The following is a 13,505-nucleotide window of genomic DNA, read 5'->3' as shown; positions in this document are numbered from 1 at the left end:
GCCCAGGTCGGCCAGCGCAGCACGGACCTGCTGCTGTTGCTGGCCGACCGCATCCACCACGGCTTCGAGCACATCGGTCGCTTCGACGGCGAACCGATGGCGCCCGCTGACACCCTGGCCCAGCGCCGCGGCGCCTGCCGCGACACGGCCATGCTCTACGTGGCGGCCTGCCGCAGCCTCGGCCTGGCGGCCCGCTTCGTGAGCGGCTACTCGATGCACCACCCGCCAGAGGTGAGTGAGCACGAGCTGCATGCCTGGGCGGAGGTGTGGCTCCCCGGCGGCGGCTGGCGCGCCTACGACCCCAGCCTCGGCCTGGCCGTGGCCGATGGCCACGTCACCCTGGTGACGGCCGCCGATCACCACCTGGCGGCGCCGGTGAGCGGCCACTACCGGGGCACCGGTGTGGGCTCCCACATGCACTACCGGGTGCGGGTGGAAGCGGGCCCTGATCCCGAGGGATTCCAGCCGCGCCAGGGCCTGGCCGTGCTGGCCGACCCACGGCTGAACCGCGACACCGCCTTCAGCCCCGAGGAGCGGCGCAGCCTGCAGCTGGAGGCCCGGCTGCCAGCAGCGGTGGAGAGCCTCGAGCAGCAGGTGGAACGGGTGTGGCAGGGCTTCGCTGGCCTACAGGGCAGCCTCGAGCGCTTAACCTACCTGGATCGGCTGCGCCGCAGCAACCGAACCCTCTTCCACGCCTTTCTGCAGGAGCACATCGAGGCGGCCCTGCCCGTGGTGTACACCCCCACCGTGGGGCGGGTGATCCAGGGCTTCAGCCACAGCCACCAGCCGCCTGACCTGGGCGCCTACCTCACGCCGGAGATGGAACCGCGGCTGCCCGAGCTGCTGCGCCAGGCCGCCGAAGGCCCGGTGGATCTGATGCTGATCACCGATGCGGAAGGAATCCTGGGGCTGGGCGACCAGGGCGTGGGCGGCATCCACATCTGCCAGGGCAAGCTGGCCGTCTACACCCTCTGCAGCGGCCTCCACCCGGGCCGGGTGCTGGCGGTGGCGCTCGATGTCGGCACCGACAACGCCGCCCTGCTGAACGATCCCCTCTACCTCGGCAGGCGTCAGCCGCGGCTGCGGGGCGAGGCCTACGACCGCTTCCTTGACGCCGTCGTGGCGGCGGCCCAGCAGGTGTTCCCGGGCGTGTTTCTGCACTGGGAGGACTTCGGCAAGCTCCAGGCCCGGCGGGTACTGGATCGCTACCGCGAGCAGGCCCCCAGCTTCAACGACGACATCCAGGGCACCAGCGGCGTGGCGGCGGCGGCGGTGATGGCGGCCTGCCGGGGGCTGGGCACCGGTCTGGCCGAGCAGCGCATCGTGATCTTCGGTGCCGGCACAGCCGGCTGCGGCATCGCCGACCGGCTGCTGAGGCTGCTGCAGGCCGCCGGCCTGAGCGCCCTCCAGGCCCGCCAGAGGATCTGGGGCCTCGATCGCCGCGGGCTGATCGTGGCAGCGCCTGGATCAGAACCCCCCGCCGCCCTGGCCCGGCCTGCCGAGGAAGCGGAGCGGTTCAGCCGCAACGGCCAGGGGCAGATCGGGCTGCTGCAGGTGGTGCAGCAGGTGCGGCCCACCGTGCTGATCGGCACCTCCACCGTGGCCGGCGCCTTCGACCAGGCAGTGGTGGAGGCGATGGCTACCGGCACGGAGCGGCCCGTGATCCTGCCCCTCTCCAACCCCACCAACCTGGCCGAGGCCAGCCCCGCCGATCTGCTCGCCTGGAGTGGCGGCAGGGCCCTGGTGGCCACCGGCAGCCCCTTCGCCCCGGTGCTCTGGGACGGCCAGGAGCGCGTGATCGGGCAGTGCAACAACTGCTTCCTCTACCCCGGCCTCGGCTTTGCCTGTGTGGCTGTGGGGGCGACCCGGGTGAGTGAGGCCATGATCGATGCGGCCCTGGAAGCTCTGGCGGCCACCATTCCCGCCGCCCGGGATCCGCTGGAGCCGCTGATGCCACCCCTCACCCAGGTGCAGGGCGTGTCCCGGGCGGTGGCGGAGGCGGTGGCCCTGATGGCCGTGCAGGAGGGTCTGGCGGAGCGGGCCAGCACGGCAGCCGAGGCGCTCCAGTGCCTTGACGCAGCCCACTGGCAGCCCACTTACACCGCCAGCTCGGCACTGGAATAGGCCCGTGGCGGCACCAACCGCCGGGCCCGGGGGGTGCTGCTGAGCTGGATCGTCACCAGGCTGCGCCGGAACCAGTCGTCGGGGGGAATGGGGCTGAGCAGCCGCCCCAGCACCGCCAGCAGGGCCAGCGGCTCAAACGGCGCCCGCCGCTGGGGCCAGAGGCCGCTCTGGCGGTACAGACGCTGCTGCAGGGTGCGCTGCTGGCGGGGGCTGAGGCCACTCCAGAGGGCGCCAAGGCGATGGCCGCGGCACGCCGCCAGCTGCAGGGGCCAGCACTCCTGGCCCCAGGTGAGCTGCAGTAGTGAGGCAGGGCCAGCCAAGGGGAGCGCCACCTGGCCAGCCTGCCGAGCGCCCGGAGCCAGGGCCAGCTCCACCCCCTCCTCGCTGATCGCCCGCAGCAGCACCGGCTGGCCATCCAGGCAGGCGGGTTCACGCACGGCGAACCAGGGCAGAGCCGAACGTCGCGGACGGTCCCAGCAGCAGCGCAGGGCGAGCAGCAACAGCAGGGCGTTGATCAGGCTCCAGCTCACCCCCAGAGCCAGGCTGGCAGGGGTGACCGGCGCCAGCGCCGGCCCAGTGGGATCCTGCGCCCAGCCGAACAGATTGAGCAGGGCCAGCAACTGCAACAGCAGCAGCACCAGCAGCGGCAGCCAGAGGCGGGGATCGGCGGCCTGCCGGCCGGCTATGGCCAGAGCCTTGGGGGTCACCTGGAAGCGCAGCGGGCGCTGCAGGGCCCAGCGGCAGATCGTCGCCACCAGCGGGATCAACACGATCCAGCGGTAGAGCTCAGGCAGCAGGCCGGTACGGGCCTGGTTGCTGAACCAGCGGGCCAGCAGCAGCTGGGCGCCAAAGAAGGGCAGGGCATAGCGCAGCAGGCCTGCGGCGGTGATCTGCAGAGGCAGCACGCCCAGCACGCCGATGATCAGCGGCATCAGGGCCAGCAGCAGCTGCGGCAGGGCGTTGAACCAGTGCAGGATGCCCTCCAGAAAGGCAAGCCGCTGCAGGGGCGTCAGCCCGGCAATGCGCAGCGGACTGGCGCCGGTGCGCAGGGTCTGGAGGGTGCCGCTGGCCCAGCGGCAGCGCTGGCGCACCAGGGCCGAGGCCGTGAACGGCGCCAACCCGGCGCTCAGCTTTTCGGGCAGATACACGCACTCCCCACCGGCCGCCGTCAGCCGGATGCCTGTGGCCAGGTCCTCCGAGGAGGTGCCCGTGTCGAAGCCCCCCACGGCCAGCAGGGCCGAACGGCGCACCAGGAACGACGTGCCGGCGCACACCACAGCGCCGACGCCCTGGCGCACCGGTTCGATCCAGCGGTAGAAGCTCTCCTCGTCGGGCATCAGCAAGCGTTCCAGCCGCAGGTTGCGGATCACCGGATCGGCGCTCATGTAGGTCTGGGGCGACTGCACCAGCGCCACCCGGGGCTCATCGAACAGCCCAACGCTGCGCAGCAGGAATGTATTGAGCGGTACCACGTCGGCATCGAACACGGCGATCAGCTCGCCCTGCAGCAGGGGCAGCACGTGGTTGAGGTTGCCGGCCTTGGCATGCTCGCGGCCCGGGCGGGAGCTGTAGCGGCAGCCCAGCCGCCGGCAGAGCTCCTTCAGCTCAGGGCGAGCGGCATCGTCCAGCAGCCACACCTGGGCCTGGGGATAGGTGAGCGCCAGGCAGCCCAGCAGGCAGCGCTCCACCAGCTCCAGCGGTTCCCCGCAGGTGGGAATCAGCACATCCACCCAGGGCAGGGGCGGCGAGGCGGATCCCGCGGGCTCCAGCCGCCGCTGCAACCGGGCGGCTGCCCGATCCGCCCGAGGGGTGATGCGCGGGTCAGGGGCAAGGCTGAAGCCGAGCTGCAGGAAGCTGTGGGCCAGCAGCCAGGTCTCGGCGAGCAGCACCAGCACACTCATCGAGCCGCTGAGCCAGTCGTCCAGCACCAGGGTGCTGGTGAGGCGCCACCACCAGTAACGGCCAGCCAGCAGGGCCAGCAGGGCCACGGCCCAGGGGAGACGCATCAGAGCAGCTCAGGGCTGGGGCGCCGGCGCTGGTGCCGGCGGTGGACACACCTTGTTGGTGAAGTCGCAGGCATAGACAACCGACTTCTGCCAGCTGAGCGGAATCTCCAGCAGATCCCGCGGGCCGCTGATGCCCTGGGCCACGAAAATCAGCGCTGCGATCACATTGGCCGTGATGTGCAGCCGCCGCCAGCGCAGTTGCCGCAGAATCTCAGGCCGGGCTGCCACTGAGAACAGCATCAGGCCGGTGAGCCCCATGCCGCCCCAGAAGTGGGATTGCCAGAAGGCCGGATCAAGGGGATTGTCACTGAGGCGCCACACCTCCGGCTGCAGGCCCAGACCAATCACGCCGGCCCAGCAGAGCAGGGCGAAGCTGGCCCGGTAGATCGCCTCCTTGGCACGCCAGAGCGCCACCAGCGCCGCCACGGTGCCAGCCAGCACGAGGAGCAACAGGCCGCTGCGGCCGGGCGTGAGCGCCGAGGGCTGCTTGGTGCTGATCACCACCACCATCGCCAGCAGTTCGATACCCACCACGGCCGCCGCCAACCAGCGGCCGAAGTCCACATGCTCGCCGCCCACGCTGGGGGGCAGCTTCAGCTTCTGAACGCGCCTCTGCCGGGTCTGCTGCGCCAGGCGCAGCACCAGGCCGAGCAGGGGGTACACGAGCACCACTGCCAGAGCGGGGTGTATGACCCAGAGCCAGTCCGTCGTTGTCATGGGCGAATGGTCACGGGGCCAGCCTTCTTGTCAACTACAAGTTAGGGAGCTGATTGGATTGGGCACGATCGTCACCACCTGCTGACGGCCTCGGGATGATGGGTTCATTCGACCAGGAGCAACAGCTGCTCACCGTTCACACCACCGTGGCTAACCAGGACGACGCCTGGCGGCTGGCGCGCCGGGTGGTGACGAGAAGGCTGGCCGCCTGCGCCCAGCTGCAGCCGATCGACAGCCTCTACCTCTGGAAAGGCGAACTGGTCGAGGAGCCAGAGATCCGCATCAGCTTCAAGACCACCAGGGGGCAGCAGCGGGCCCTGATGGAGCAGATCCGGGAGGCACACCTCTACGAGGTGCCGGAGATCTCCACCACCCCGCTGCAGGATGTCGAGCCCGCCTATCGGCGCTGGCTGATCGAGCAGGTCCAGCCCTCAGGTGCGCCGGCTCCAGCGCAGGAACCGAAGAAGGAGCCGGAGCAGGAGCCAAAGAGCCCCTGGCAATCCGATCCCATCGCCGAACGGTAGTCATGGATACAGGCACGCCCTTGGCAGCCTGTGCTCCCTTGCGGAACAAACCATGACGACTCTCCTCCAATCCCTCGCCCTGGCTGTGGTGCTGGCCGGCTCCTTCGGCGGCCTGGCCCAAGCCGAGCAGCGCGGTGGCCCCCATTCCGGTGGCTACCGGCCGCTCTCCCCTGCTGAGCACGCCCAGATGAAGGACGACTGCGCTGCCCCCAGCGCTCCCTGCGGCTGGTGATCCCAGCCTCTGGGCAGCACGGCTGAACTGAAGCGCCATTGCACCCCGCTTCAGCCCGACCTTCACTGGAGCCGGCCAGACAATCCGGCTCCTGGCCGTCGCCATGCTGCTCTCATTGCTGCTGATCGCCCTGCTCACCGGGGCTGGCTGGTGGCTGGCCGAGGCCACCGCGATCGGCCGCCAGCTGGGCACCACCCTGTTGGTGCTGTTCCTAGGCCTGCTCACCACCAACCTCTTCGGCTGGAATGCCGAGGCGGCCGCCGAAGCCGTGGTGACCGGGCCGCTCACCTCCCTCGCCATCGCCCTGTTGCTGCGGGCGGTGGATCTGCGCCGGGTGTGGCCCGGGGCGCAGCGGCTGCTGCAGCCCTTCGCCACGGCGGTGCTGGCGGCCGTGCTGGGCACCGGCCTGGGGGCATGGCTGCTGGGCGAGCGGCTCGGTGCCGATCTGCCGGCCCTCAGCGGCCTGTTCACGGCCACCTTCAGCGGCGGCAGCCTCAACTTCGTGTCGGTGGCCCGCACCCTGCAGCCCCCTGAGGGCCTGGTGCTGGTGGCCACCGCCGCCGACCACGTGGTGTTCAGCCTCTGGTTTCTGATCAGCCTGGCCCTGGGACGCCGCCACAGACCCAACCCAGCCGAATCCCTCAGCGCCACAGCCGGCGCCGAGCCCTCGGCCAGTCCTGAACAGATCGCCAGCTCCGGAGMCTGGGACCCCGCCAGTGCCCGCCCCCGAGACCTCCTGAGCCGGGCCGGCGGCGTGGCCCTGCTCTGGGGGGTGGTGATCGTGGTGATCAGCGAGGCGGCCACAGGCGTCCTCCAGAACTGGTGGCCCGGCGCCCCCGGCATCCTGGTGCTCACCAGCATCGCCCTGGCGGCGGCCCAGCTACCAGCCCTGTCCCAGTTGCGGCTCAGCTATCCGCTGGGGCTGCTGCTGATCCAGCCTTTCTTCACCGTGATCGGTCTCAATTCACCCGTGCAGGGCCTGCTGGGGGAAGGCCGCTGGGTGTTTGCCCTGGCCAGCCTGATCGTGGCCGTGCAGGCGCTGGTCGTGCTGCTGGTGGGCCGCTGGCGGCACTGGGGACTGGCCGACAGCCTCGTGGGCTGCCAGGCCGCCGTGGGTGGCCCCAGCACCGCCCTGGCCCTGGCCGGCGCCCTCCAACGCCCCGATCTGGCCCTGCCGAGCGTGGCGATCGGCCTGCTGGGCTATGTGGTGGGCACCTACCTGGGCCTGGTGATGGCCGGCCTGCTGCCGGGCTAGGGGAGGGTCGTAAAACCGAGGCTGCCAGGAGACATGTCGCTGAACTGAGCGCTATGGCGCTGATCCGGCCTGACGAACGCGATTGCTCTGTTGTTGTACCCACAGACGAATGAGCATGGACCCCAGTCGTCCGGCTCAGCCTGCCGCCCCCTCCCCTCTTGCATTGACGGGGAGAGCCGCCAAACTCAGCCCCTCACCGCTTGGTCGATGAAAGCCATGGAAGCGTCAGATGATCTCTCTGAGGCGTTGGCCATCCTCGGCCTGAGAACCACTCCCAGAACACGACGGGACCTGGCTGGACGGGTGGCCGCATGACACCCGGCTTCCCAGCCATGGAGCGCAGTACAGACCGCTGCCTACAGGCGGGTTTGGGAAGAGCTGGAGGCCGCAGAACAGGCTGATCTTCCAATGGCGGCCTGACCCTCGGCGCGGCCTGCTGGTGGGCGAGCCGGGTCTTCCGGTGCAGATGGTCACCTGGATGGGTTGCCATGGTGCGGACACTTCTTGACAGCACTGCGCCCCCCAGTCCCGGCTGAGTCAAGAACCTGCTCATGACGTTGATGGCATCAGGCATAACGGTGCGATTGCCTCCACCGTCCCGCCGGACGTGACAGCAGGACCCCCAGAATGCCGACCGGTTCGGAGGCGCGGCGATGCCGATCATCGACGTGCGCCAGTTGAGGAAGCATTACCGGGTGGCCGAGAAGCGCCCGGGGCTGCGCGGCACCCTGGAGCACCTGGTGCAGAGGCGCCACCGGGATGTGCCGGCCGTGCAGGGKGTGAGCTTCCAGATCGAACCCGGCGAGATGGTGGGCTTCCTGGGCCCGAACGGCGCCGGCAAGACCACCACCCTCAAGATGCTCACCGGCCTGATCCACCCCAGCGGCGGCTCCGTGCAGGTGGCGGGCTGTGTGCCCTTCCAGCGCCAGGAGCGCTTCCTGCAGCAGATCACCCTGGTGATGGGCAACCGCCAGCAGCTGATCTGGGATCTGCCGGCCCTGGACAGCTTCCGCGTCAATGCCGCCGTCTACGGCATCGATGACAGCACCGCCGAGCACCGCATCGCTGAGCTGGCCGAGATGCTGGAGCTGGGCAGCGAACTGCGCCGCCCGGTGCGCAAGCTCTCCCTCGGGCAGCGGATGAAGGCCGAGCTGCTGGCGGCGCTGCTGCATCGGCCGGCCGTGCTCTTTCTCGATGAGCCCACCCTCGGCCTCGACGTCAACGCCCAGGCCCGCGTGCGGGAGTTCCTCGCCGACTACAACCGCCGCACCGGTGCCACGGTGCTGCTCACCAGCCACGACATGGGTGACATCACGGCGCTGTGCCCGCGGGTGCTGCTGATTCACCAGGGCCGGCTGTTCCACGACGGCTCATTGGAGCGGCTCACCCAGGACCTTGCCCCCCACCGCCAGGTGCGCCTGGAGCTGCAGGAGCTGCAGCCGGCCGGCTGTTTCGAGGCCTACGGCCTGGTGGACGAGCACCAGGGCCACCATGTGCGGCTGCGCATCCCACGCCAGCAGCTCACGGAGCAGGTGGCCGCCCTGCTCAGCCGCTTCGAGGTGAGCGATCTGGAGGTGGCCGACCCCCCGATCGACGAGCTGATCGGCGGGCTGTTCCGCCGCGAGGCCGGCCGATGAGGGGCCTATGGCGCCCGCGACGGACTTGGCGCATCGCCCGGGCCCTGCTCGTGACCCAGTACGCCTACATGCTCGAGTACCGGGCCGAAATCGCTCTCTGGGCGCTCTCGGGCGTGCTGCCGCTGATCATGCTGGGGGTGTGGAGCGGCGCTGAGGCCAATGGCGCCTCCGGGCTGGATCCGATCCAGCTGCGCCGCTATTTCCTGGCCGCCTTTCTGGTGCGCCAGTTCAGCGTGGTGTGGCTGATCCACGTGTTCGAGGAGGACACCCTGCAGGGCAAGCTGTCACCCCTGCTGCTGCAACCCCTGCTGCCGTTGTGGCGCTATCTGGCCGCCCACGTGGCCGAGCAGGGCACCCGGGTGCCATTCGTGGCCCTGATGCTGCTGCCCCTGGCCCTGCTGCTGCCCGGCGGGCTGTGGCTGCCCCCGGCCCCGCAGTTGCTGCTCGGCCTGGTGGCGATCGGGGCCGCCTTCCTGCTGCGCTTCCTGCTGCAGACCGTGGTGGCGATGGCCTGCTTCTGGWCCGAGCGCGCCGCCGCCCTGGWTCGGCTGCTGCTGATTCCCTACCTGTTTCTCTCCGGCCTGGTGGCCCCCCTCGACAGCTTTCCTCCAGGCCTGCGACGGCTGGCCCTCRCCACCCCCTTCCCCTGGATGGTCGACTTCCCGGCCCGGCTGCTGGCGGGGTTGCCGGTGTCGGCCCCACTGGGCTTCGCCACCATTGCTGCCTGGTGCGCCCTGTTGCTGCCGATCGCCGCCTTCCTCTGGCGCCGGGGATTGAGGCGCTATTCCTCCATGGGGGCCTGATGACGACACCCCTGCTCCCCTCCAGGCTCGGGCGCTACCGGCGCAGCCTGGGCCGCTTCTGGGCCACTGCCCTGAGCGCTGAGCTCGAATACCCGGCCAACTTCTGGATCGAGGCGCTCTCGGTGCTCGGCAACCTGGCCGGCAGTGTGTTCGTGCTGGGGCTGCTGTTCGGAGGGCCGCAGCGGCAGAGCACCGCCAACCTGGGCGGCTGGAGCTGGGATGAGGCCCTGGTGGTGCTGGGCCTCTACACCGTGCTGGATGGCTTCACCACCAGCCTGCTGCAGCCCAACCTGAGCCGCATCGTGGGGCATGTGCAGAACGGCAGCCTTGACTTCGTGCTGTTGAAGCCCCTGGACAGCCAGTTCTGGCTCTCCACCCGCATGATCTCGCCCTGGGGCCTACCGGGGATCCTGGCCGGTTTCGCTCTGTGCGGCTGGGCAGCCGCCCGGGCCGGGGCCAGTTGGACTCCCCTGGGGCTGGCCCTCAGTGCCGCCCTGCTGGTGGCCAGCGCCGTGATCCTCTACAGCCTCTGGTTCGTGCTGGCGGCCCTCAGCATCTGGTTCGTGAAGGTGTGGAACGCCACCGAGGTGCTGCGCTACACCCTGGTGGCCGGCCGCTATCCGGTGACGGCCTACCCCCAGGCCCTGCGGCTGGTGTTCACCTTTGTGCTGCCCGTGGCCTTCCTCACCACGGTGCCGGCCGAGGCAGTGCTCGGGAGAGGAGAGCCCCTGTGGGCGGTGGGCGGCCTGGCCATGGCGACGGCCACCTTCCTGGGCAGCCGCTGGTTCTGGCGCTACGCCCTGCGCCACTACACCAGCGCCTCCAGTTGATCGGGCTGGGCCACCACGAGATCCTCGGGGCGGCCCCAGTCGCCCTCCACGACGTAGCCGGGCTGGTTGGCGCAGAGGTGGCGCAGGATCCAGAACAGCGGCTCGGCGGAGGGCACCTCCAGGGCCTGGCGCATCTCCTCCAGGCTGCGGGGCTGGCCATCGGCGAGCAGCTCATGCAGGCGGCCCTGCAGTTCCAGGATCGAGGCGGCGGCCAGCTTGCCGGCCTCCACGCCGGGTTGGTCGTAGGCGTTGATGTTCACCAGTTCGGCGTAGAAGCCCACGGCGCGCTCGAACAGGGCCACCAGCACGCCCAGGCTGCGGGCATCGAAGCGGCGCAGGGTGATCGAGAGGCTCTGGCGGCCGCTCTCCATCAGGGCCGTGCGAGTGCCCTGCAGGAACCCCTCCAGCACGTCCCCGGGGCACTCGCCGTTGAGGGCGGGAAGGTCAGCGGGGTCGTCGAGGGCCTCGATGAAGGTCACGAAGAAGTTGTCCACGCCATCGCGCAGCTGCTGCACATAGGCGTGCTGGTCGGTGGAGCCCTTGTTGCCATACACGGCGATGCCCTGGTTCACCACCTGGCCGTCGCGATCGAGACGCTTGCCGAGGCTCTCCATCACCAGCTGCTGCAGGTAGCGGCTGAACACGGCCAGCCGGTCGCGGTAGGGCAGCAGCACCATGTCGCGCTGACCGCGGCCATGGCCGGCCACGTGCCAGGCGGCCGCCATCAGGGCCGCGGGGTTCGCCTCCAGCTCGGGGCAGCGGGTGGCGGCATCCATCTGGGCGGCGCCATCGAGGAAGGCGCGCAGATCGGCCCCCACCAGGGCGGCGGGCAGCAGCCCCACGGCGCTGGTGATGCTGGTGCGGCCCCCGACCCAGTCGAACATGTCGAAGCGGGCCAGCCACTGCTCCTGCACGGCAAGGCTGTCCAGACGGCTGCCCACCATGGTCACCGCCACGGCCTGCTGGGCCCAGTGGCCGCCGAGGCTGCCCAGCCGTTCCCGCACCTGCTCCATGGCGATGCGCGGCTCGGGCGTGCCGCCGGACTTGCTCACCACGATCACCAGGGAGGTACGCAGGCGCTCCCCGAGCCGGGCCAGGGTGCGGCTGATGCCCTGGGGGTCGACGTTGTCGATGAAGTGGAAGGGCAGGCCGCAGCCCTCCTGCTGCAGGGCCTCGATCACCAGCAGGGGGCCAAGACCCGAGCCGCCGATGCCGATCCAGAGCACATCGCTGAAGGGCACCCCGCCGGGGGCCTGCAGGCTGCCGGAGAGCACCCCGGCCCCGAACGCCTCGATCTGGTCGATCTCGGCGGCGATGTGATCGGCGGTGGCGGCATCCGGTGCCAGCTCAGGGGCCCGCAGCCAGTAATGGCCCACCATCCTCTGCTCATCGGGGTTGGCGATGGCGCCACCCTCCAGGGCCGCCATCGCCGTGAAGGCCGAGGCGAAACCTGGCGCCAGGCGGCTGAGGTCGGCCTGGTTCAGGGCCATCCGACTCACATCGAGCCAGACCCCCAGGCCAGCGTGGTACCAGAGGAGGTCACAGAAACGGCTCCACTGGGTGGCGGGGCTGGAGCCATCGAAGTCGGCAGGCATGGAGTCGGCTGGGGTTGCGCCCTGGGGCGCCGGGTCTGACGCCCAGAAACTAGGGCTGATCCCGGCGAGCCCCTGTATCAAGTGCCGGCCACAGGACCGTTCGGCTCCGGGATCAAAGGCTGGACAGGCTTCTTAAGATGAACTTTGGCTTTGTTGTGCTGCCTGTGCCCCTGCCTCTCACGCCCGAACTCCGCCCTGCAGGGCAGTCGTGTCGCCGCCGTGCTGGGCTGTGGTCGATTGCGCCCTGCCGGCAATGAGGCCCCTCGGGGGAGGGGTGCGGCTGAGGCGGCGGTTCGGCGTGCTGGCGGCCCTCGGCTTGGCCCTGCTCAGTCCGGCGGGGCGCTTGGAGCCCCAGTCGCCGCTGCTGATCGATCCGGGCCTGAGCGGCAGCGTCAACACGCCCGATGGCGGCACCCAGGCCGATCCGCTGCAGTTTTCGGCCAGTGAGCTGCAGGAGCTGCAGCGCCGTTTCGGTGTGCATGGTCCCCAGCCCCGCCTGGCCCAGCTGTTCACCGAGGGCATCGACCAGTTCGAGCCCCTGCGCAGCCATGCTCTGGGGAGGCTGGAGGAACTGCGGCCGGTGATTCTGAGCGAGTCGGCCCGCCACCACATCAACCCGATGCTGGTGACGGCCGTGTTGTTCGATGAGATGCGCCACGCCAAGCCAGGGGAAGATCTGCCCCTGGCGGCCCACTCCGGCCTGTTCAGCACCCATGGGCCCGCTCAGCTGGGCCTCGGCGAGATGGTGCACCAGGGGCTCCTGGAGGCCGACGCCTCCGACGAGCAGGTGATGGAGGCGCGTCGCCAGTTGCTCGATCCAGAACAGAACGTGCGCCTGCTCGTGGGCAAGTTCGCCCGCCTCAGCCACGATCTGGACTTCCCCACCGACCGCGTGCTCCAGGCCAGTGCCAGTCCCCGTGAGGCCAAGGCCCTGGCCACCCTCGCCTACCTGCACAACGGCAAGCTTGACTATCACCGCCGCATCCTGCGCTCGATGCAGGATCCAGAACTGCACGCCCTGCTTTACGGCCAGCGCCGGCCGGCCCTCTCGCCCCTGATCTGAATTCAGCTGCGGGTCAGGTCAGTTGAGGGCCGTGGTGGTGGCGGGGCGGTCGCAGAAGGCCTGCAGAGCTGAAAGCCGGGTCTTCAGGGCCTGCCAGTCGAAGCTGCGGGGATCCATCCGCTCGCCGCCCAGATCCACCGCCTGGTGGGTGGTGATGTGGTCAGGGGAAATGGGAAAACGCTCCATCCAGTCGGCCAGCAGCACCGCCAGGGCGTCGTATTGCGCCGGCGTGTAGCCGCTGTGGCTGGGGCCGGTGTCCTCGCCATCGAGGGGAGTTTCCAGGCTCACATGCAGGGCGAAGTTGTTCACCGAGCCGTTGAAGTCGGGATTGGTCACCACCCACTGGCCTCGGAAGGCGGAGTTGCCCGCCCCGAAGGCACGGGAGCTGGGGTCGAGCAGCARCACCGTCTTGCCATCCAGGCCGATCASGGCGTGGTAGCTCACCTWSKCKTMRTCYCRSSGAYKNNGGGNCAGGAAGGTGTTGATGGCTGAGCCGATGCCGAAGACCGTTTCATGGAGGATCACCACCCGGGGGGTGGGATCGAGGGGGTTGCCGAAGGCATCGCGGTTGAAGCGGGTGCCGTAGTTGCTGGGGTCGATCCTGAGCCGCAGGGGTGCGGTGCGCAGGCGTTCGAGCTGGGCCCGCAGCCGCGGTGAATCGGTTGAACCCGAGCCGGCACAGGTGCCGCCCGCCAGGGGCGAGGTCCAGTCGCTGGGAG

At 69.9% G+C, this 13,505-nt stretch carries 11 protein-coding genes and 1 pseudogene; 8 read left to right on the top strand and 4 right to left on the bottom strand.

All coding sequences use genetic code 11. The annotated features are described in order from the left end of the window. A partial coding sequence (gene maeA, locus IQ216_RS05595; protein WP_193814687.1) for an oxaloacetate-decarboxylating malate dehydrogenase occupies positions 1-2,124 on the top strand: 2,124 nt, incomplete at its 5' end. On the opposite strand, the gene IQ216_RS05590 is transcribed toward maeA, so the two are convergent. Both IQ216_RS05590 and IQ216_RS05585 read right to left on the bottom strand, forming a co-directional pair. Further along, positions 2,097-4,130 (bottom strand): glycosyltransferase family 2 protein, encoded by a 2,034-nt coding sequence (locus tag IQ216_RS05590; RefSeq protein WP_193814686.1) that lies wholly within the window; start codon positions 4,128-4,130, stop codon positions 2,097-2,099. The two genes, maeA and IQ216_RS05590, sit on opposite strands and share 28 nt — an antisense overlap. A gap of 9 nt (positions 4,131-4,139) precedes the next feature. Next, positions 4,140-4,847, bottom strand: a complete 708-nt coding sequence (locus IQ216_RS05585; RefSeq protein WP_193814685.1) for a DUF4079 domain-containing protein — start codon at positions 4,845-4,847, stop codon at positions 4,140-4,142. A 98-nt stretch (positions 4,848-4,945) separates the two neighbouring features. Between IQ216_RS05585 and cutA the strand changes: the two genes are divergently transcribed. From cutA to IQ216_RS05555, 6 genes are all read left to right on the top strand, one after another. After that, on the top strand, positions 4,946-5,371 hold the full coding sequence (cutA, locus tag IQ216_RS05580) for a divalent-cation tolerance protein CutA (RefSeq protein ID WP_193814684.1): 426 nt from the start codon (positions 4,946-4,948) through the stop codon (positions 5,369-5,371). A 52-nt stretch (positions 5,372-5,423) separates the two neighbouring features. Beyond that, positions 5,424-5,603, top strand: coding sequence for a hypothetical protein (locus tag IQ216_RS05575; protein WP_186699601.1), 180 nt, complete (start codon positions 5,424-5,426; stop codon positions 5,601-5,603). A 103-nt stretch (positions 5,604-5,706) separates the two neighbouring features. Beyond that, positions 5,707-6,858, top strand: coding sequence for a DUF819 family protein (locus IQ216_RS05570; protein WP_193814683.1), 1,152 nt, complete (start codon positions 5,707-5,709; stop codon positions 6,856-6,858). Between the two features lie 653 nt (positions 6,859-7,511). Further along, positions 7,512-8,495, top strand: a complete 984-nt coding sequence (locus IQ216_RS05565; RefSeq protein WP_193814682.1) for an ATP-binding cassette domain-containing protein — start codon at positions 7,512-7,514, stop codon at positions 8,493-8,495. Then, positions 8,492-9,298, top strand: coding sequence for an ABC-2 family transporter protein (locus tag IQ216_RS05560; protein ID WP_228007178.1), 807 nt, complete (start codon positions 8,492-8,494; stop codon positions 9,296-9,298). The genes IQ216_RS05565 and IQ216_RS05560 overlap by 4 nt, the downstream gene beginning before the upstream one ends. Continuing rightward, positions 9,298-10,128, top strand: coding sequence for an ABC transporter permease (locus tag IQ216_RS05555; RefSeq protein ID WP_193814681.1), 831 nt, complete (start codon positions 9,298-9,300; stop codon positions 10,126-10,128). Before IQ216_RS05560 ends, IQ216_RS05555 begins: the two co-directional genes overlap by 1 nt. Here IQ216_RS05555 and IQ216_RS05550 read toward each other — a convergent pair. Next, positions 10,107-11,723, bottom strand: coding sequence for a glucose-6-phosphate isomerase (locus IQ216_RS05550; RefSeq protein ID WP_193814680.1), 1,617 nt, complete (start codon positions 11,721-11,723; stop codon positions 10,107-10,109). The genes IQ216_RS05555 and IQ216_RS05550 overlap by 22 nt on opposite strands. A 229-nt stretch (positions 11,724-11,952) precedes the next feature. Between IQ216_RS05550 and IQ216_RS05545 the strand changes: the two genes are divergently transcribed. Next, positions 11,953-12,786 (top strand): helicase DnaB, encoded by an 834-nt coding sequence (locus IQ216_RS05545; RefSeq protein WP_370566621.1) that lies wholly within the window; start codon positions 11,953-11,955, stop codon positions 12,784-12,786. Between the two features lie 18 nt (positions 12,787-12,804). Here the strand turns inward: IQ216_RS05545 and IQ216_RS05540 are convergent. Next, positions 12,805-13,505, bottom strand: a pseudogene (locus tag IQ216_RS05540) (N-acetylmuramoyl-L-alanine amidase); the annotation flags it as partial.

Origin of the sequence: Cyanobium sp. LEGE 06143 (assembly GCF_015207535.1) — a bacterium.
Lineage (GTDB): Bacteria > Cyanobacteriota > Cyanobacteriia > PCC-6307 > Cyanobiaceae > NIES-981.
This window is presented reverse-complemented; position numbering and strand designations above follow the sequence as displayed.